Origin of the sequence: Mesorhizobium loti CJ3sym (assembly GCF_000472785.1) — a bacterium.
Lineage (GTDB): Bacteria > Pseudomonadota > Alphaproteobacteria > Rhizobiales > Rhizobiaceae > Mesorhizobium > Mesorhizobium loti_E.
This window is the reverse complement of record NZ_AXAL01000013.1, coordinates 103,178-122,955: the sequence shown is the minus strand read 5'-3', so window position 1 is coordinate 122,955 and position 19,778 is coordinate 103,178. Positions and strand designations below refer to the sequence as shown.

The 19,778-nt window shown below is 61.9% G+C and carries 18 protein-coding genes; 12 read left to right on the top strand and 6 right to left on the bottom strand.

Going from position 1 to position 19,778, the window contains the following annotated elements:
* Positions 1-85 precede the first annotated feature (85 nt).
* Positions 86-2,287 (bottom strand): caspase family protein, encoded by a 2,202-nt coding sequence (locus A3A9_RS0119345; RefSeq protein WP_202596394.1) that lies wholly within the window; start codon positions 2,285-2,287, stop codon positions 86-88.
* Positions 2,288-2,530: 243 nt separating this feature from the next.
* Between A3A9_RS0119345 and A3A9_RS0119340 the strand changes: the two genes are divergently transcribed.
* Positions 2,531-2,935 carry a Fur family transcriptional regulator gene (locus tag A3A9_RS0119340; protein ID WP_027060241.1) on the top strand — a complete coding sequence of 135 codons (405 nt, stop codon included), beginning with the start codon at positions 2,531-2,533 and terminating at the stop codon, positions 2,933-2,935.
* Position 2,936: 1 nt separating this feature from the next.
* On the opposite strand, the gene A3A9_RS46495 is transcribed toward A3A9_RS0119340, so the two are convergent.
* Genes A3A9_RS46495 through polA form a run of 3 tightly spaced genes read right to left on the bottom strand, consistent with a single transcriptional unit; the run spans position 2,937 to position 6,362 of the window.
* Positions 2,937-3,284 (bottom strand): macro domain-containing protein, encoded by a 348-nt coding sequence (locus A3A9_RS46495; protein WP_430515891.1) that lies wholly within the window; start codon positions 3,282-3,284, stop codon positions 2,937-2,939.
* Complete coding sequence (locus A3A9_RS45250) at positions 3,209-3,403, bottom strand: hypothetical protein (RefSeq protein ID WP_202596392.1); 195 nt, start codon at positions 3,401-3,403, stop codon at positions 3,209-3,211. Before A3A9_RS45250 ends, A3A9_RS46495 begins: the two co-directional genes overlap by 76 nt.
* A gap of 7 nt (positions 3,404-3,410) precedes the next feature.
* Positions 3,411-6,362 (bottom strand): DNA polymerase I, encoded by a 2,952-nt coding sequence (gene polA / locus A3A9_RS0119330; RefSeq protein WP_027060240.1) that lies wholly within the window; start codon positions 6,360-6,362, stop codon positions 3,411-3,413.
* Between the two features lie 525 nt (positions 6,363-6,887).
* On the opposite strand from polA, the gene A3A9_RS0119325 reads away from it, so the two are divergent.
* The 9 genes from A3A9_RS0119325 to A3A9_RS0119280 all read left to right on the top strand — a co-directional run bounded on the left by A3A9_RS0119325 (position 6,888) and on the right by A3A9_RS0119280 (position 15,222).
* Positions 6,888-8,273 (top strand): M20/M25/M40 family metallo-hydrolase, encoded by a 1,386-nt coding sequence (locus A3A9_RS0119325; RefSeq protein ID WP_027060239.1) that lies wholly within the window; start codon positions 6,888-6,890, stop codon positions 8,271-8,273.
* 78 nt (positions 8,274-8,351) lie between these two features.
* The gene (locus A3A9_RS0119320; RefSeq protein ID WP_027060238.1) at positions 8,352-8,972 is read left to right on the top strand and encodes a ribonuclease D; all 621 of its coding nucleotides are present in this window, start codon (positions 8,352-8,354) and stop codon (positions 8,970-8,972) included.
* A gap of 91 nt (positions 8,973-9,063) precedes the next feature.
* A complete protein-coding gene (locus A3A9_RS0119315; protein ID WP_027060237.1) occupies positions 9,064-9,264 on the top strand; it encodes a hypothetical protein in 201 nt (66 codons plus the stop codon).
* Between the two features lie 168 nt (positions 9,265-9,432).
* Positions 9,433-9,687 carry a GlsB/YeaQ/YmgE family stress response membrane protein gene (locus tag A3A9_RS0119310; protein WP_027031098.1) on the top strand — a complete coding sequence of 85 codons (255 nt, stop codon included), beginning with the start codon at positions 9,433-9,435 and terminating at the stop codon, positions 9,685-9,687.
* An 82-nt stretch (positions 9,688-9,769) separates the two neighbouring features.
* Positions 9,770-9,916: a hypothetical protein gene (locus tag A3A9_RS45245; RefSeq protein WP_027031097.1), complete on the top strand. Its 147-nt coding sequence runs from the start codon at positions 9,770-9,772 to the stop codon at positions 9,914-9,916.
* Between the two features lie 28 nt (positions 9,917-9,944).
* Positions 9,945-10,859 carry a hypothetical protein gene (locus tag A3A9_RS0119300; protein ID WP_027060236.1) on the top strand — a complete coding sequence of 305 codons (915 nt, stop codon included), beginning with the start codon at positions 9,945-9,947 and terminating at the stop codon, positions 10,857-10,859.
* A gap of 194 nt (positions 10,860-11,053) precedes the next feature.
* Positions 11,054-12,022, top strand: a complete 969-nt coding sequence (locus A3A9_RS39120) for a hypothetical protein (RefSeq protein ID WP_051371031.1) — start codon at positions 11,054-11,056, stop codon at positions 12,020-12,022.
* 98 nt (positions 12,023-12,120) lie between these two features.
* Positions 12,121-14,406: a transglycosylase domain-containing protein gene (locus tag A3A9_RS0119285; protein WP_027060234.1), complete on the top strand. Its 2,286-nt coding sequence runs from the start codon at positions 12,121-12,123 to the stop codon at positions 14,404-14,406.
* A gap of 63 nt (positions 14,407-14,469) precedes the next feature.
* Positions 14,470-15,222, top strand: coding sequence for an SDR family NAD(P)-dependent oxidoreductase (locus A3A9_RS0119280; protein WP_027031095.1), 753 nt, complete (start codon positions 14,470-14,472; stop codon positions 15,220-15,222).
* Positions 15,223-15,286: 64 nt separating this feature from the next.
* Here the strand turns inward: A3A9_RS0119280 and A3A9_RS0119275 are convergent, their stop codons facing one another.
* Positions 15,287-16,471, bottom strand: a complete 1,185-nt coding sequence (locus A3A9_RS0119275; protein ID WP_027060233.1) for an MFS transporter — start codon at positions 16,469-16,471, stop codon at positions 15,287-15,289.
* 100 nt (positions 16,472-16,571) lie between these two features.
* Positions 16,572-17,492, bottom strand: coding sequence for a zinc-binding dehydrogenase (locus A3A9_RS0119270; protein WP_027060232.1), 921 nt, complete (start codon positions 17,490-17,492; stop codon positions 16,572-16,574).
* 100 nt (positions 17,493-17,592) lie between these two features.
* Between A3A9_RS0119270 and A3A9_RS0119265 the strand changes: the two genes are divergently transcribed.
* Positions 17,593-18,399, top strand: a complete 807-nt coding sequence (locus tag A3A9_RS0119265; protein WP_027060231.1) for an AraC family transcriptional regulator — start codon at positions 17,593-17,595, stop codon at positions 18,397-18,399.
* Between the two features lie 268 nt (positions 18,400-18,667).
* On the top strand, positions 18,668-19,726 hold the full coding sequence (locus A3A9_RS42170) for a CBS domain-containing protein (RefSeq protein WP_027060230.1): 1,059 nt from the start codon (positions 18,668-18,670) through the stop codon (positions 19,724-19,726).
* Positions 19,727-19,778: the final 52 nt, after the last annotated feature.

The window sequence follows — 19,778 nt, the reverse complement described above, 5'->3', positions numbered from 1 at the left end:
TGGGCGGCAGCCGGAATGTTCTCATATCGCGCCAATCGCGCAAGAGCCCGCGCAACAGGGCCATACGGCCCCGACAGGCATCCACTCAGGCGCGAGGCACCGTCTCCACCGGGAAGATCATCACCGCACCCTTCGGACCGCTCTTGTCGGCAAGCCGCATCACCGAGCGGGTCGTCGGCGCCATGCCGATGTCGGTGAGCATGTCGGAGAAGCTGGGAGCCCCCACGCCACGCGTCTTGGAGGCGACGCCATCCTGCGCCAGGAAGCTCAGATCTTCCTTCTCGCTTTCTGGCGGGGCTTCCGTCAGCACCGCGATCATCCGCTCCATGCCGAAGCTGGTGTCGGTGAAGGCGAGCAGCCCTTCCTCAAGCGTTGCCTGCGGGGCCAGGCGCTCGGCAACGATATGGGTGATCGAATAGTCGCTACCGACATAGAGCACGTTGATGTCGACCAGTTGGTCCGAGCTGTTCTTGGCCAGCACATGCACTTCGTCGCCCGGCGAGGCGCGGGGGACCACCGAAGCCTGCAACGGTTCGAGCCCATCCTTGTCGCGGCGTTTGATCTGGAACTGGACGTCGACGTCCTCTGGTTTGTAATCGGAGGCCGCCGCCAGTCGCGACAGGCCGGTCGCCCGGAAGATGGTGCGCAGATTTCTGGTCGTTGCATCGACCAGTTTCTGGCGGTCATCCGGATGGATGATAACCAGCGGCGGCTTGCTGCCGTCCTTCAGGGTCACGTCGCCCGATGCCGGCAGGAACCACAGCGCCGGCTTGTCGGTGGCGTCCTTGGCAGCGCCGGCAATGGCATTCTCGCGCATCACCGCAAATCTCAGCTCAGCACTCTTGCCGGGGTCGACCAGCTCGATGTTGAAGCCGGTCTCCTTGGCTGCGGCCAGTTCGTCGAGAACCGAATTGACGAGAGCCGTTTCCTTCTCCAGTCCCTTCGTCGCGGCCGGCCGTGCCACGGCTAGCTTGTAGTCGACGGCGATCTCCGCCACCCGCGCATAGGCGTTGGCGGGGATGGCAGCCATGTCCAGCGCCGGCTTCTTGTCGAACTCGACCGGCTTGACGTGACTCTCCAGGTTCTTGGCCGACTCCACTTCGAGATAGCCGACCGCATCCGACAGCGACGACAGCGCCGAGGGCAGGATGGCGAGCTTGCTGCCGGGGGTGAGGCGATGCAGCAGGCCGGCGCCGATCGTCGCCTCGCCATCCTTGATGACGATGGGCCACTGCATGACCGCGTCGGTCCTGTCGGTGCCGAAGACGCGCGCGTCGAGTTCGCCCTCGAACAGTGGGGTCGGCCGGGTGCGGCTGTCGGCCGAATATTGCTGCAGCACGGCTTGGCCAAGCTGGCGATAGGTGACGTTGGGGTTTTCGGCGAGCTTCGACAGGATGGTGAAGGTGAACAGGCCGAAGCGCGGCGCATCCGTCGTGCCCTTGGGCAACGGCATTTCCGGCGTCGTTTCCACCGTCTGGGCGGCATAGAAGGCGACCAGCTTGCCCTTGGTGATCGGCTCGCCGCCGGTCGGCGTCAGGTTGAAGGCGGGCTTGCGCGGCGCGTTCTCGTCGAGGTCACGCGATGCGCTTGCGACCGTGTCCTCATAGGTCTTGATGGCTGTCGCCCTGGTGGCCTCGTCGCCGCCGACCAGATCGGCGAACTCGACCTTGCGCTCCAGCTCGTCATCGACTTCGACGGCGCGCGTCGCGGTGCCGGAATGGCAGCAGTCGAAGACAGCCCAGACGAAGGCGCCCTTGTTGCGGATCGCGTCGAGCGCGTCGCCAATCTCATTGTCGACCAGCGCGTTCGGCACGCCGGCGTCGCGGTTGATCCATTTGTCGATGTCGACAGGCAGGAAAATCTCGTCCAGCCCGTCGGTCTCGTCGCCCTTGATCATTTCCGGTTGCTGCGCGCCGTGGCCAGACAAATGCAGATAGACGAAATCGTCGCGCTGAACCTTGGCGGCAAGATCGGCGAGCGCCGCCTTTATCGCGGCATGGGTCGGCAAGCCTTTGGCGCCTGGCACATCCTTGGCCAGCAGCGTGACGTTCTCGGGCGCGAACCGCACCGGGTCCGGCACATTCTTCAACAGATACTCGTGGACCAGGCCGGCATCGTTCTTCGGGCCGACCAGCCAGTTCCTCTGTGGCAGGTTCGGATATTCGGTGCAACCGACCAGAAGCGCATGGTAAGTGCGCGACGCGGCCAGCGCGCGGAACGATACCGTACCGGCGGCCATCAGCGCGGACGTACCGACGAGCAGCGTCCGACGTGTCAATTTGATCATGTTGCTTCCCCAAGCCCGATCGAATTTCCCAAGAGATGGCACCCTTGTCGATGAATCTTGTCAGTATTTTGAATGTTGCGCCTGTGATCAACCCACAATCGCTATTGTGCCGTCCCGACATGGATTGTCTGGCGCCGCAACAGAGGAGTGGCAAAGACGACGATTCGTCGCTATCTGAACGGGATCAGGCCGTTTGCACGCGCAAATCGCCTGCGGATGGCCCAGGACAAGTTGGAACATAACATGGCTGCAAGGGATGTGCTGACGAAAAACCAGGTGTGCGTGCTCGAAAAACTCGAGGCCGCCAGCGGGCCGCTCAGCGCCTACACTTTGCTCGACCAGCTGCGCGAGCGTGGTTTCCGCGCCCCGCTGCAGGTCTATCGCGCGCTCGACACGTTGGTGAAGTCCGGCTTCGTCCACCGGCTGGAAAGCATCAATTCCTTCGTCGCCTGCGCCGAACCGCACGACCACAGCCATTCGATGACGGCCTTCGCCATCTGCGACACGTGCGGGCAAGTGACCGAGATGTCCGACCACGATGTCGACCACCGGCTGAACGAATGGGTGCACTCGACGGGATTTGCCGCCAAGAAGGCGGTGATCGAATTTAGGGGCGTGTGTGCGAAGTGCCGGGCTGAGGCAGCTTAAGCTACGTCTCGAACTCGTTCAAGAATATCTCATAGACAACATATTGCGTGGCTCCGGGCGTGAGGTGCTCCACCAGGAGGGGTCTAACTTCGTCCTGCCACGAAAGCTTGCCCAACCCAGCTCCGATTTTTGGCAAGGCAACGGATTCTATCAAGTTCCTGTCAGCCCACTTGGCAAGTCCACGAACCGCCTTGCGCAGATAGGGTAGTGTGGCGTGATACATGTCGGGCTGGGTCGCCAGATAGACAAAGCCGGGCTGATCGCCATCCGGTTTCAGGGTCCAGAGTTGCCCCCTGTAAACTTCCCTGCCCGCGCGTGTTTCTTGAAAGCGGCTTGTACATTGGGCCACTTTTTCGAAATCTTCAGTGCGAGGCCGGTGCCAAGCCCCTCCTGATTGCCCTCGGCGACGCCCTGAGCGATGTAATTTTCTTTTGCGGCCAGCAGATCCCCCGCGACAAAGACAATCATAGGATTTTCAGTGCGCCTCGTCCCAGTTGTTGGCGGCCCGGGCGTCGACATGCAGCGGCACCGACATCGATACCGCCGGCATTGCCGCGTTTTCCATGACGTGGCGTACCACGGGGATCGTCGCCTCGACTTCCGCCTCGACCGTTTCGAAGATCAGTTCGTCATGCACCTGCAAGAGCATGCGGGCCGACAGCTTCGCTTTGTCCAGCGCTTCCTCCATGCGGATCATGGCGCGGCGGATGATGTCGGCGGCGGTGCCTTGCAGGCGGGCATTGATGGAAGCGCGCTCGTTGAACGCGCGCAGCGAGGGATTGGACGAGCGGATATCGGGATAGTGGATGCGGCGCCCAAAAATGGTTTCGACGAAGCCGTGCTCGCGCGCATAGGCCTTGGTCTCCTCGATGTAATCGCGGATGCCGGGGAAGCGCTCGAAGTACTTCTTGATGTAGTTGCTCGCTTCCTCGCGCGGGATCGACAGCTGGTTGGCGAGGCCGAAAGCCGAGATACCGTAGATGATGCCGAAATTGATCGCCTTGGCGCGGCGGCGGACTTCCGACGGCATGCCCTCCACCGGCACGTTGAACATTTCCGAGGCGGTGATGGCGTGGATGTCGGCACCATCGGCGAAGGCTTGCCGCAATTGCGGGATTTCGGCGACATGGGCGAGCACGCGCAGTTCGATCTGGCTGTAGTCGGCCGAGACCAGCCGATGGCTCTTGTCGGTGATGAAGGCAGTCCTGATCTTGCGGCCTTCGGCGGTACGCACCGGGATGTTCTGCAGGTTCGGGTCGGAGGAGGACAGCCGCCCCGTCGTTGTCGCGGCGAGCGCATAGGAGGTGTGGACGCGTTTGGTGTCGGGATGGATGAAGCCGGGCAAGGCATCGGTGTAGGTCGATTTCAGCTTGGTCAGCTGGCGCCAGTCGACGATCTTGCGCGGCAGTTCGTGGCCCTCGGCGGCAAGGTCTTCCAGAAGCTGCGCCGAGGTCGACCATTGGCCGGTCTTGGTCTTGGAGCCGCCGGGCAGGCCCATGCGGCCGAACAGGATGTCGCCGAGCTGCTTGGGCGAGCCGATGTTGATGCGCTCGCCGATGAGCTGGTAGATTTCCTCTTCCAGTCGCGCGGCACCTTGCGCCAGTTCGCCCGACAACCGCGACAGGATCTGCCGGTCGACCGAGATGCCGCGCTGCTCCATGCGCGCCAGCACCGGCACCAGCGGCCGCTCCAGACGCTCATAGACGGACACCAGGCCTTTGGCGGCAAGCCGGGGTTTCAACACCAGCCAGAGCCGCAGCGTCACATCGGCGTCTTCGGCGGCGTGAGCCGTCGCTCTGTCGATGTCGACCTGGTCGAAACCGACGGCGCTCTTGCCGGAGCCAGTCACGTCCTTGAGCACGAGCGGGGTATGGCCAAGCCATTTGTCGGCCAGCGCGTCCATGCCGTGACCATGCGGGGTGCCCGCATCGAGCACATAGGAGATCAGCATGGTGTCGTCGAACGGCGCGACGTCGACGCCGTAGCGGCTCATGATGACGAGATCGTATTTCAGGTTCTGCGCGATCTTGAGGACCGATTTGTCCTCGAGCAGCGGTTTCAGCACCGCCAGCGCCTCGCGAAGCGGAATCTGGTTTTCGAGCGCACCGCCGCCGAGCAGGTCGCCATTGCCGCTCTTGTGGGCGAAGGGAATGTAGCCGGCGCGGCCGGGCGCCGTGGCTATCGCCAGGCCGATCAGTTCGGCCTGCATCGGATCGCCTGACGTCGCCCTGACGTCGAAGGCGGTGACACCAGCCTCCCGCGCCTCGGCGACCCAGGCTTTCAGCGTCGCGATGTCTCGGATGCAATGATAGGCCGCCGTATCGATCTTGGCGGTGGCCGCCTTCTCCAGCCGCAATGCAGCCAGCAGGGAAGGGGTATCGCCTCGTTTTGACGTCTCCGTCGATCCGTCGGCTTGGCCTGGCTCTGTGCCGGTTGCGTTTCGCGCAGTGGGCGGCGCACCGGCGCCGACATCAGGGCCATGTGCGTTGTCGGCGCGTTCGACGGTCACCGAGACCGCCTGCACGTCGCCGGCCTCGGTGCTGGTCGCTTCCGCGACGCGGCGGGTCAGCGAGGTGAATTCCATGGTCTTCAGGAAGCCGATCAGTTTCGGCCCGTCCGGTGCGTGCAGGACGAAATCATCCAGCCCATCGGTCACCGGCACGTCGTTCTTCAAGGTTACCAGTTGGCGCGAGATGCGCGCCTTGTCGGTGTTGGCGATGATCGATTCGCGCCGCTTGTCCTGCTTGATCTCGCCGGCGCGGGCCAGCAGCGTGTCAAGGTCGCCGAACTGTTCCAGCAATTGCGCCGCCGTCTTCGGGCCGATGCCGGGCACGCCGGGCACATTGTCGACCGAGTCGCCGGTCAGCGCCTGCAGGTCGACCATCTTTTCCGGCGGTACGCCCCATTTCTCGATGACTTCGGGGATGCCGATCTGGCGGTCCTTCATCGGGTCGTACATGCCCACCGTGTCGCCGACCAGCTGCATCAGATCCTTGTCGGAGGAGATGACGGTGGTGTCGCCGCCGGCTTCGCGGGCGAGCCTTGCATAGGTGGCGATGAGATCGTCGGCCTCGTAGCCTTCGATCTCGATACATGGCAGGTTGAACGCCCTGGTCGCCTGCCGGATCAGGCCGAATTGCGGGATCAGGTCCTCGGGTGGTGCCGAGCGGTTGGCCTTGTATTCTGGATAGAGATCATTGCGGAACGTTTTCGAGGAATAGTCGAAGATGACCGCGAAATGCGTCGGCACAATGCCTACATCGGTGTTGCGGGCATCCTGCATCAGCTTCCACAGCATGTTGCAGAAACCTGAGACGGCGCCGACCGGCAGGCCGTCGGACTTGCGGGTCAGCGGCGGCAGGGCGTGATAGGCCCGGAAGATGTAGCCGGAACCGTCGACAAGGAAGAGATGATCGCCTTTTTTCATGCTGGCAGGGATAGCGCGGCGCGATGGCTTGGTCCATGCCAAAGACATTGCCAGGTATCGGTTCCGTCAAGACCCTGACAACTCCCGACTATGCAGACGTGCTCACGGGCACGTTACAAAAGTGTAACGTTGAGGCCCTTGAATCGCCACTTTCACAGACCCAAATACAGGTCATCGGCAGTTTTCGCCGAGTCCGGAGCAAGGCCCGTCCCCCGCCTATCCCGGACAATTGCGGCAGCCTATCCCCCCTCTCCGGGCTGCCGCATCGTTTCGAGTACAGGACCGCCGTGGTTTCCCCTCCACCACGGCGGTCTTTTTTTGCCTAAAGCGCATCGCGTTTCATCGGATTCATGCGATGCGCTTTAGGTCATTGTTTTTATGCATGTCGTTCTCCCAAAACCGGGGCCACTTTTGGGCGACATGCAGTAGCGGCAGCCGACGCGCGCCGTGGTCCAATGGTCCCGGGCTTTTCGTTTCGCCGCTCTGCCTTTACGGTTCCGGCACTGAATCGAAAGGCTAAGCGAAATGTCCGCAGTTTCCCCCGTCCTCGACCGTCTCGACAAGAATCTCGACCAGAGCCTCGAACGGCTGTTCGGCCTGCTCAGGATCAAATCGATCTCAACCGATCCGGCCTATGCCGCCGACTGCCGCAAGGCGGCGGAATGGCTGGTGGCGGAACTCAAGCTGATCGGCTTCGATGCCAGCGTGCGCGACACGCCCGGCCATCCGATGGTGGTTGCGCATCATGATGGGCCGGCTGGCGCGCCGCATGTGCTGTTCTATGGCCACTACGATGTGCAGCCGGTCGACCCGATCGAATTGTGGGAAAACGATCCGTTCGCGCCTGCCATCAAGGAGGTCGGGCCTGACCACAAGGTGATCACGGGGCGCGGCTCGGCCGACGACAAGGGCCAGTTGATGACCTTTGTCGAGGCTTGCCGCGCCTGGAAGCAGGTGCATGGCAATCTGCCATGCCGGATCACCATCCTGTTCGAGGGCGAGGAGGAGTCCGGCTCGCCCTCGCTCAAGCCGTTCCTCAAGGCCAATGCCGAAGAGCTCAAGGCGGATTTCGCGCTGGTCTGCGATACCGGCATGTGGGACCGCGACACGCCGTCGATCTGCGTCGGACTGCGCGGGCTGGTCGGCGAGGAGATCACGGTGAAGGCCGCCGATCGCGACCTGCATTCGGGCCTCTATGGCGGGGCCGCCGCCAATCCGATCCGCATCCTGGCCAAGGTGCTGGCCGATATCCACGACGAGGACGGCCATATCACCATCCCGGGCTTCTATGACGGCGTCGAGGAAACGCCGTCGCAGGTGCTGAAATCCTGGGAGACGCTCGGTGAGACGGCCGAGACCTTCCTCGGGCCTGTCGGCCTTTCGATCCCATCGGGCGAAAAAGGCCGCTCGGTGCTGGAACTGACCTGGGCGCGGCCGACGGCCGAGTTCAACGGCATCATTGGCGGCTATACCGGCAAGGGCTTCAAGACGGTGATCGCGGCCGAGGCTTCGGCGAAAGTGTCCTTCCGCCTCGTCCACAAGCAGGACCCGGCCAAGATCCGCGACGCTTTCCAGAAATTCGTCGAGGAGCGCATTCCGGCCGATTGTTCGGTCGAATTCCATCCGCATGGCGGCTCGCCGGCGATTCAGCTTTCCTATGATTCACCGTTCCTGGCCAAGGCCAAGATAGCGCTGTCGGACGAATGGCCGAAGCCGGCGGTAACGACCGGCAGTGGCGGCTCCATTCCCGTGGTCGGCGATTTCCAGACCTATCTCGGCATGGAATCGCTGCTGGTCGGCTTCGGCCTCGACGACGACCGCATCCACTCGCCCAACGAGAAATACGAGCTCTCATCCTTCCACAAGGGCCAGCGCTCCTGGGCGCGCATTCTGGACGCGCTGACACGCTGAGCGGCGGAAACGTCGTTTTCTTGTTGATTTTTCACCGGATCGCGGCGAGGACGGGGTACGCCGCGACCGGAGAAGACAATGGCCGATATCCGTTTCCACAAGCATGATCTGCCTGACCTCATGCACTACAATGTCGGGGCGGTGGCCATCGACACCGAGACGCTGGGGCTGAACCCGCATCGCGACCGGCTCTGCGTGGTGCAGATATCGCCCGGCGACGGCAGCGCCGATGTCATCCAGATCGCACCCGGCCAGAAGAAGGCGCCAAACCTCGTCAGCCTGCTCAGGAACCGCACTGTAACCAAGCTGTTCCACTACGGACGCTTCGATCTCGCCGTGCTCTACAATGCCTTCGGGGTGATGCCCGAACCGGTGTTCTGCACCAAGATCGCCTCGCGGCTGACCCGCACCTATACCGACCGGCACGGGCTTAAAGACATCTGCTTCGAGTTGCTTGGCGTGGGTCTGTCCAAGGCGCAGCAATCGTCGGACTGGGCCGCCGAGACGTTGTCGCCCGAACAGCTCGAATATGCCGCGTCCGACGTGCTCTATCTGCACCGGTTGCGCGATGTGCTGGCCGGGCGGCTGGCGCGAGACGGGCGGGCCAAGGAGGCCGATGCCTGCTTCCGCTTCCTGCCGACGCGTGCCAAACTCGATCTGATGGGCTGGGACGAAGAGGATATCTTCGCTCACAGCTGACGGCTCGAGCCAACCGGCTGGTGGCCGGCTGGAACCAGATGCCGACCGCCGCGTTTTGTCGGCGCAGTCCAACGGCTCAATGGGGGATAGGATGGCCGACCGCAAGCCAATATCGACAGCGCCAACCGACGGCTCCAAGGTCTCTGTCATGTGGAAGGACAGCGACGGCGTGGTCAACCAGTCCATCGCGCAATATCGCGACGGTGGGTGGTGGGTCTATACCGACAGCGACACCCAGAAAAAAGTCGAACCGACGAGCTGGCGGCCGGCCACGAGCGACGATGACGATTAGTTTTGACGCAATCCCCAAGGGAAAGCGCTACGCGCTTTTCCTGGGATTGCTCTGTTAAGCGCGAAGCTGGCGAGGCCTGCCGCTTTCGAATAGCCTGAAGTCGTTGATATCGGGGCCGATTCGGAGCCTTCCGCTCCGCGCTCGCCCTCTTGCTTGGAGGAAATCGTCATGGGTGTCGAAAGCCTGCTCGTCTTCATCATCATTGGTGCCATCGCCGGCTGGCTTGCCGGCCTCATCGTTTCCGGCTTCGGCTTCGGCCTGATCGGCAACATCATCGTCGGCATTATCGGCGCCTTCATCGCCGGCTGGCTTTTTCCGCGGCTCGGCTTCGCTATCGGCGGCGGCATTCTCGCTGCCATCATCAACGCCACGATCGGCGCCATCATCCTTTTGGTGCTGGTCAAGGTCCTGAAGCGAGCGTGAGGCTCGAGCTTTTCAACTGACGCAATTCCCTAGGGAAAACCGCTTCACACTTTTTCCTGGAATTGCTCCAAAGGAGCGCGCCATGAAGCAGAACACACTCTATCTTCTCATTGGCGCGCTCGTCGTCGTGGTCATCGCGCTTGGCGCCTATGTCTACCGCGAGCAGACGAAGCCGAAAGGCGTCGAACTCAAGATCGACGACAAGGGCATTTCGATCCAGCAGAACTGAGCCTGTCGGGCGGATGCAGGAGCGCGGCATGGGGGCTTCCGACGCGCCGGAAAACGACGATCCGGCCAGCATCACAGTTGCGGAATGGAAGCGGCTGAACAGGCCGCCGAGGCGTGGACCGCTGCTGCGCTATCACTGGCGGACTTTTCGCTTCCTGAGGACGTCCGCGCCGGTCAGCGATATGCAGGGGCGTGAGCAGGCGTTCCGTGATGCGATCGTCGCCACGGTGGCCTTCAACCGGCCTGATGTGATCGAATGGCAGATCCACCTCGTGCGCCGATACCTGGCTGAGCACGAGAGCTATATCGTCTTTGACAACAGCAAGAAGGATGCGGCAAGGGATGCCATCCGCGAGATCTGCCGTCGCCAGCACGTCCCCTATGTCGCCTTGCCGAGGAACAGGTTGGTGGTCAGCAGATCGCACGGCCAGGCGCTCAACTGGATCGTGCGGAATTTCATATCGAAGTTCCGGCCGGGGTTTTTCGGCTTCATCGATCATGACATTTTTCCGATGCAGCCGTTTTCAGTTCGCGACCAGCTGAATGGCAAGAGAGTCTACGGCAGCGTGCGGCGCGACACGCCGACCCCAGGCGGCTGGTTTTTGTGGCCGGCCTTCTCTTTCTTCGACGGAAGCCTGTTGCAGCAGCGGTTGGATTTCGCGCCGAGTTTCAAATTCCATATGGATGCGGGTGGCAGCAACTGGCCACTGCTTTATCGCTCGATCGATCCGGCGCTGGTCAGGTTCACCGAAAACAGACTGCTGCGCTTCGGCGAGGGCGACGACCCGCATGAGGATTTCTTCATGTCGATTGACGGCTGGCTGCATGTGACGAACGCCTCGAACTGGCGAAAGCAGCCGGTGGACAGGGGCGAGCACCTTGCCGCGCTGTTGCGGCAGGCAGGCGGCCCCGACCAGCCGGATGTGGCGTTCGCGCCGATCTGAAACGATCGGGGTTCGTCTCCACCTTGTTGACGCAACTGTTGAAGCCCGAGAATCCCTGCATTGCGCTTGACCGTCGAGGGCGCGATCAGGCTTAGTCGGCAACATCAAAGCGGGGCAGGCAGTCGTCAATGGGCCGGGAGCAGTTGGACAATTCTCGATCCCCTCCATCGATCAATCCCTTGGGCGGGTCGCAAGTGATCTCCGGGATCGATTTCAGGGCCAGCGAAGGGGTCCGAGCGGCGCTTTCGGCGATTGGGCGCACCGAGGATCTGCGTTTTTCACCGAACAATCGACTGTTGGCAATTGCCGGCTATTCACGCAAGCGCTTGCTGGTCCTGCGCGTCGACATCGAGGCCGGACCTGATGGTCCCGATGTCACGATCCACGATTTCATGGAGCTTACGTCAGGCAATATGGGCGAAATCCATGGCCTGGATTTCATTGATGACCGGACCCTGGTGATCGGCAACCGCGACGGGCACGTTGCGATCTTTGCCTTGCCAACCGAAGAGCCGGCCGGACAGAGCCGGGAGATAGCAGCCATTCGCCTGATAAAGGGCAGGGGGGTCTGCAGACTGAATTCGCCCGGCTCTCTCGCCGTCAGACGCGAGTCGCGCGGCCGCGTCAGCCTGTTGGTCTGCAACAACTACACGCATCTGGTTACGCGGCACGTGGTCAACCGCTGGCTTGGCTACCGGACGACGGGCAATCAACGGCTGCTGGAGCGTGGCCTCAACATTCCCGACGGCATCGCGCTCAGCCATGACTGTTCTTGGGTCGCGATCAGCAGTCACGGCACCCAGGACGTGAAACTCTACCGCCTGTCCGCGTCGCTTGGGCCCGACACCGAACCGGCCGGTGTCCTGCAATACGCCGGCTATCCGCATGGCGTGCGTTTCACGGCGGATGACCGGCACGTCCTCGTTGCCGACGCCGGCAGCCGGATGGTGCATGTCTACGCCAGAGACGGTGACTGGAACGGGGTCCGGGCCCCCGTGCGCTCGGTTGCGGTGCTCGACGAGGAAACCTTTCTTCGGGGCAGGGCCAGCCCCGAAGAAGGTGGCCCGAAAGGCCTCGACATCGACCGGTCGAACAAGGTCGTGGCGATGACCTGCGAGGAGCAGACGCTGGCTTTTTTTTCTCTCGCGTCAATGATCGGTTAGCGGGGGAGCAGCGCCGCTTCTGCTTAACCCGCCTTTAAACCGCCGCATCTACTCTGCAACCGGAGCGCCATTGGCACCGGGGATATCAAGCGCAGCGCATGGCGAACCGCAGAGACAGCCGCATCGAACCCAGTTTCGAGGGACCGCCGCAGGCGCGCTCCTCGACGGGTCTTTCGGTCAGCGAGGAGGATCGCGTCGTGCCAAGCAACCGCAAAGCCTCCGCAAAACGCAAATCGTCGAAGGTGAAATCCTCGCGTGGCGGGCGTGGCGGAAGCCGGCGCGGCCTGTTCGGCGTGCTTGGCCGGCTGTTCTACTGGTGCTTCGTGCTCGCCATCTGGGGCGGCATCGCGGTTGCGGGCGTCGTCATCTACTACGGCGCCAAGATGCCGGCGGCCACCACCTGGTCGATCCCTGACCGCGCGCCCAACATCAAGATCGTCTCGGTTGATGGCCAGTTGCTCGCCAACAGGGGCATGAGCGGCGGCGAGGCCGTCGGCCTGCACGAAATGTCGCCCTATATTCCGGAAGCCGTCATCGCCATCGAGGACCGCCGGTTCTATTCGCATTTCGGCGTCGACCCGATCGGCCTGTCGCGCGCCATGGTGACCAACTTGCTTGGCGGGCATTTCTCGCAAGGCGGCTCGACGCTGACCCAGCAATTGGCGAAAAACCTGTTCCTGAAGCCCGACCGCACGTTGGAACGCAAGGTACAGGAAGTGCTGCTGGCGTTGTGGCTGGAGCACAAGCACACCAAGGACCAGATCCTGGAAATGTACCTCAACCGGGTCTATTTCGGCTCCGGCGCCTATGGTGTCGAGGCGGCCTCGCGGCGTTATTTCGGCAAGAGCGCGCGCGATGTCACGCTCTCGGAAGCCGCCCTGCTTGCCGGTCTGTTGAAGGCGCCATCGAAACTGTCGCCGGCACGCGATCCCAAAGCCGCCGAGGAGCGCTCGCAACTGGTGCTCGCCGCCATGCGCGACGAGGGCAAGATCAGCGACAAGGAACTCAAGAGCGCACTCAGCGCGCCGGCAACGCGTGCGCCGTCCTACTGGACCGGCTCGGAAAATTATGTCGCAGACACCATCATGGAAGAACTGCCCGACCTGATCGGCGACGTGCGCGGCGACATCGTCATCGACTCTACCGTCGACCTGAATTTGCAAAAACTCGCCGAACAATCGATCCGCAAGCTGATCGACGACAGCGGCAAGAAACTCAACGTCACCCAGGGTGCGCTGGTGTCGATCGACGATTCCGGCGCGGTGCGCGCCATGGTCGGCGGCTACGACTATTCGACCAGCCAATTCGATCGCGCCTCGGAGGCGCGCCGGCAGCCCGGCTCGGCGTTCAAGCCGTTCGTCTATATGGCGGCACTCGAAGCAGGCCGCACGCCCGACAGCACGCGCAACGATGCGCCGATCAGGATCGGCAACTGGACGCCTGACAATTACGGCGGCAAGTATTTTGGCAAGGTGACGCTGGCGACGGCGCTGGCCAAGTCGCTGAACTCGGTCGCCGCGCAGCTCACCATGGAGGTCGGGCCGAACGCGGTGGTCGAGGCCGCTCACCGCATGGGCATCCAGTCTGACCTGCAGGCCAACACCTCGATCGCGCTCGGCACCTCGGAAGTGACGCCGCTGGAGCTGACCTCGGCCTATGTGCCGTTCGCCAATGGCGGCTACAAGCCGGACATCCATTTCATCCGCCGCATTACATCAGCTGACGGCAAGGTGCTGTACGACAGCGGCGGCGGCAACGCGCCGCGTGTGGTCAAGCCCGAGATCGTCGGCATGATGAACTCGATGATGATGGGCACGGTCGAGTTCGGCTCGGCAAAGAAGGCGGCTTTCGCCTGGCCGTCGGCCGGCAAGACCGGCACCAGCCAGAATTCGCGCGATGCCTGGTTTGTCGGCTACACCGCCAATCTCACCACGGGCGTCTGGTTTGGCAATGATGACGGCACGGCGATGAAGAAGGTCACCGGCGGCGCGCTGCCGGCGCAGGCCTGGCACGAATTCATGGTCGCAGCACACCAAGGTGTGCCGGCGCGGCCGCTGCCCGGCACCTGGAAATCGACACCAGCCGACACGATCGTGCCCGACGACATTCCTTCGGCCGACAACAACCAGCAGGCGCCGATTCCGTCCGCGTCGGTTGGTCGGCAGGCGCCGGCTCCCGTGGCGCCGCAAGCCGCGCCTGTCGCTCAGGCGCCGACGCCGGTACGTGCGGTGCGTCCCGCCCAGACTGTCGATGCCGATGGCTTCGACATGCCGGCTGACAATGGCACAACCGCATCGGTCGGGCATCCGGTACCCCCCGGCAGTGTCGGCGGTCCGCTGAAGAAGAAACAGACCTCGATCCTCGACATCCTTGGCGGCGGCTAAGCGTCAATCCGCCCCTCGCCAGCGTCGCGGCGTTCCGCTACATCTCCGCCCTGGAGATCCGACATGGCCGAGACCGACACCAGAAAAACCATCGTGCTGACCGGCGCCAGCCGCGGTATCGGCCACGCCACGGTCAAGCGTTTTTCACGCGAAGGCTGGCGCGTCATCACCTGTTCGCGGCAGGCCTTTGCCGAGGATTGTCCTTGGCCAGCGGGTCCAGAGGATCACATCAAGGTCGACCTCGCCGACCAGGAAGATGTCGGCATCGCCGTTTCCGAAATCCGCCACCGGCTGGAAGCGCATGGCGGCCAGCTGCATGCGTTGGTCAACAATGCCGGCATTTCGCCCAAGCTCAAGGACGGCAACAGCCGCATGGACTCGATCGACACGCCGATGCATGTCTGGCGCGACGTGTTCCAGGTCAACTTCTTCGCGCCGATCATGCTCGCGCGCGGCCTGTTCAAGGAACTGGCCGCGGCCAAGGGCTCGATCGTCAACGTCACCTCGATCGCCGGCACCCGCGTGCATCCGTTCGCCGGCACGGCCTATGCGACATCGAAGGCCGCGCTCGGCTCGCTGACGCGCGAAATGGCGCATGACTTTGGCCCGCATGGCATCCGTGTCAACGCGATTGCGCCAGGTGAGATCGACACCGCGATCCTGTCGCCTGGCACGGACAAGATCGTCGAGACGATCCCGATGCGGCGGCTCGGCAAAACGGCCGAGGTCGCCGACATCATCTTCTTCCTGTGCTCGCAGCAGGCATCCTATGTGACCGGATCGGAAATCCACATCAATGGCGGCCAGCACGTCTAGTCGCTCCCGGTTTTGATGCACCGGAGGGAAAAGCGCTGCGTGCTTTTCCCTGAATTGCTCCCTGTCAGATCGTTCTTGCCCGTCCCGCAAGGCTTCCCAGGACCGCCATCAGCAAGGTGATGATGGCGCAGGCGCCCAGAGCCAAACCCCAGCTCCCGGTCGCGTCATGGGCAAGACCGGCCAGTGGCGGGCCTGCTGCCGCCAGCGAATAGCCCAGGCATTGCGCCATTCCCGACAGTGCTGCCGCCTCCTGGCTGTTTGAGGCCCTCAGGCTGACGAAGGAGAGGCCTAGCATGAAGGCGGCACCGGCGCCGAAGCCGAACAGCGCGATCCAAAGTGCGGCAAGGGCCGGAAGCTGCCAGAGGCCGAGCAGCGAGAGGCATGTGGTCAGCGCCATGCCGATGGCCATGGCGCGCTGGTCCTTCATGCGCTTGACGGCCGTGCCGAGCAGCAGACCAGGGATCGCGATTGCCAGTTGACACAGCCCATGCAGCGAGCCCGCAGTTGCTGCCGGATATCCCGCCTCCGCCAGGATCGAGGGCAACCATCCGACGATCACGTAGAAGACCAGTGAGGTGAGGCCAAGAAAGCCTGTTACCTGCCAGGCAAGGGGTAAGCGCCAGAGGTGTCCTCGGTCATGCGTGGAGGATGCGGCCCGCTCCGGGGCGGCGGGCATTTGAAGTTGGGGCACCCAGGCAATCAGGGCCGCGACTGGAAAGATCAGCGTGCAGGCAAGCGAGAGGTGCCAGCTCGATCCCGGCAATTGAGCAAGCGGGATTACCGCTGTCGATGCCAATGCCTGCGACAGTCCGGACACGATGGCATAGAAGCCGGTCAGGCTGGCGACCCGGTTGGGAAAATCGCGTTTCAGCAGGCCCGGCAGCAGGACGTTGGCGACTGCAATCCCCGCCCCAATCGTACCGGTGCCGACGAACAGCGCCCAGAGAGGGCCGGTCGAGCGCAGGGCAATACCGGTCGCGACAACAAGCAGCGCTGCGAATAACGACCTCTCGATGCAGTATCGACGCGCCAGTCCGGCGGCGAAGGGTGAGATCGCCGCGAACGCCAGCAAGGGAAGGGTCGTCAGCATTCCTGCTTCGGCGGCGCTGATGCCGCTGGTTTCGCGGATCATGCCGAACATCGGCGCCACAGCGGTGATGGGCGCGCGAAGCGTCGATGCGATCAGCATGATGCCGATCAGGAGAAGTCCCTGACCGCCTGATGTTCTGACAATCTCTCTTACAGTCATTGCAGGCTCCTGCTGTGGTGCTTTGAAAATGGTCGCTAGATATCGTCAGCCACCTCCAGCTCGTGACTGAACGGGAGCCCGTTGGCTGAAAACTTTGGATTTATCTGGCTATGGTGAGGACAGCCTTGCCGCTGAAGCTGCGCTGTCGCAGGGCGTCCAGGGCCTGGACGATATCAGTCCACGGAACGGTCAAGGCGACGCGGGCCTCCAGCCGGCCGGGCGCAACGAGAGCAAGCAGCGAAGCAATGTCCGCGCCGATGCCTGAACCGGACGTGTAATAGGCGAAGGTCTGGAGCCGCGCCCCCTCATGGCCCGGAACGAACTGGCGGAAGCCAACGGGTGTGAGTTCGCCGCTGCTTGAACCGAACATGACGATGATCCCGCCTGGTGCGACGCGTTCGATCGCGCGGGCGAGGCTTTCACCGCCGACCGACTCGGTGATCAGCGAAAACGGCCCCTCGGCCTGCTCGATCGACTCGACAACTTGTTCGGCTCCCAACTGGCGGAGATCCTCGGCATGCCGTGCGGCGGCGATCGCGGTTACCGAGGCACCTTGCTCGCGGGCGATCTGGATCTGGAAACGGCCGACCGCCCCGCTTGCGCCGGTGATCAGCACCTGCTGACCGGCAAGGTCGCCGCCATGGCGCAAAGTCCTCAGCGCCGTCGTGCCTGCCACGGGAAGCGTGGCGGCGGAGGCGAAGCTGACCTCATCCGGCAGAATGGCGAGGCGGTCGGTTGAAACGGCGACCCGTTCGGCCCAGCCGGCCTCGTCGACCAAGGCGACGACCCGGGTACCGACACCTGGCCCGGAGCCATCGGCTGCCGCCCGCTCCACGAACCCAACGATGTCCTGGCCGGGGATCCAGCCGTCCTGACGTATGGCGAGCAGGCGCAGTTCGCCACGGTTCAGCGAGGCTGCGTGGACGGCGACCAGAGCCTCGTTCGCGCGAGGTTGTGGCTCATCCACTTCGGTGAATTTCAATCTGGCGGCGTTGTCGGACGAGATGGTGAGGGCGAGCATGGGGCACCTTTGCCAATTGGCGAGAACGACCCGAGCCTATCGATTTGTGCTGACGAATAATCTAGATATAAAAGCAATTGATCGCTAAAAACAGGCAATCATGAGACAGCCTCTTCGTTACCCATGGCTCAATTTCGACGTCGATGACGTCCTTGCCCCGGCGATTGCCGTGCGCGTCGACGTTACCGAGACCAAGGCTGAGGTGTCGCAGCATTGGCATCGCAAGGGGCAACTCGTCTTCGCGCTTGGCGGTGGTGTCACCTGCCGTGTTCCCAGTGGCCTGTGGATGGTGCCGCCGCATTGCGGCGTCTGGGTGCCAAGCCGCATGGAGCACAGCAACATCGCGACCGCCAATGCGCGGATTTTCTTCGTCTATATCGAGCCGGGTGCTGCCGAACTGCCCGATCGGTGCTGCACTCTGTCGATCTCGCCGCTGCTGCGCGAGGTCATCATCGAACTGTCGGACTGCGCGCCGGACGATGCACGGTGCACTTTCCTGGGAAGCGTCCTGCTTGCCGAACTGCCGGATATGCCTGTCCAGCAGTTGCATCTGCCTCTATCTTCCGAGCCGCGCTTGCGGCGGATCGCCGAAGCCTTGGCGGACGATCCCGCCGACCGCAGCACGCTGGCGGAGTGGGCCAATCGCGTCGCGCTCAGCGAGAGCAGTCTCGCGCGCCTCGTGGTGAAGGAGACGGGGCTCACTTTTGGGCGCTGGCGCCAGCAATTGCATCTGATCGTCGCGTTGCGGGAGCTGGCCTCGGGCGCCAGCGTGCAGCAGGTTTCGGGCGATCTCGGCTACGAGTCCGTCACGGCCTTCATCACCATGTTCAAGAAGGCGTTGGGCAAGCCGCCGGCAAAATACCTCAATGAACTATCCCAGGCCGGCGGTTCCGCATTCGTGGGCTGATCAACACGGTTGCGAGCGTGGTCGGGGCGACTCCGGCGACTCCGGCGGCTCGGCGTTACGGGGTCGCCGACCCATCTTCGCTCTGTGCTCGGGCCAAGCGTCCTATCCGACAGGGTCAGAGATCCGGATCAACGACGGCCAGCACGTGTGATCGGGCTGGTGGCTGAACTTTGGTTGACAACCAAGCAGGCACGCCCGCCGCTATTACAACTTGCAAATCTAAGGGAGTTGGCAGAAATAGGAACGCTAGTTCTAGGGGGAAGAAATCTTGGCGACCGACATAAAAGAGCTTAACAATATTGTTAAAGACTTAAAAGACGGCAAAACAGCAACTCCGGCTACGATAAGGGATTTTTTGAGTTGGTTCGGGGCTCAGAGGCGTACATCTGCAAACGTAGATTTCATAGACAAGCAATTGAAGAAGGCTGGCGTGCGCACAGTTCCTAACTATCTAAATATATGGGTTGACACGCCTATAGCCTTTGAACTTGTTGCTGAGCATCCGATTGAAAAAAACGGAGTCGAAATTAAAGATGTTGAATCCGATGCCAGTCAAGGTATTGGGGCCGAAGGTGATGAGCCATCGGCAGGCGATCCGTCTTATCGGATTGGTAGAATCGCTTCTGCCAACAATCCGCCAGTCAGCGTAAAACCGAACGCAACATTGTTGGAAGCAACTACTCTGATGCTTTCACGAAATTTTTCTCAACTTCCTGTCATGACGACTGAACGAGAGATAAAAGGGGTTATAAGCTGGGAGTCGATCGGTGCAAGATCAGCAGCTAATGTCGGAGGATCCGACGTTCAGTCATACATGGACGAACATCACGAGATCCCGGCAACTGCATCGTTATTTGTAGCTATCAAGACTATTGTTGAACACAATTATGTTCTCATTAGATCTTCTGACAGAAAAGTGTCGGGCATCGTTACCGCGACCGACATCGCCCTTCAATTCGAAGAGATAAGCACTCCTTTCCTCCTTTTAGCGGAAATCGAAAACAGCATCAGAATTTTGGTTTCGGCAAAACTCAGTATATCAGATGTCAAGAACGCCTGTAACCCGGAACATCTCCCAGCAGGGTTTTCAAAGATATCCGACCTTACGTTTGGCAACTACGTTAAAATCCTCGAAAATCCTCCGAGCTGGGAGAAGATTGGTTTGAAACTCGATAGGGCCACATTCTGTTCGGAATTGGTGGAAATCAATAATATACGAAACGATGTTATGCACTTCGATCCAGATCCGATAACTAGCAAAAATCTCTCTAAATTGAAGAACGTAGCAAAAATGTTTGATTTGCTTAGAAGCATAGGGGCATTCTAGAATCCCTCATGAACGCAGCTTGAGCGCAGATCGAGAGGATGCCGTTCGGATA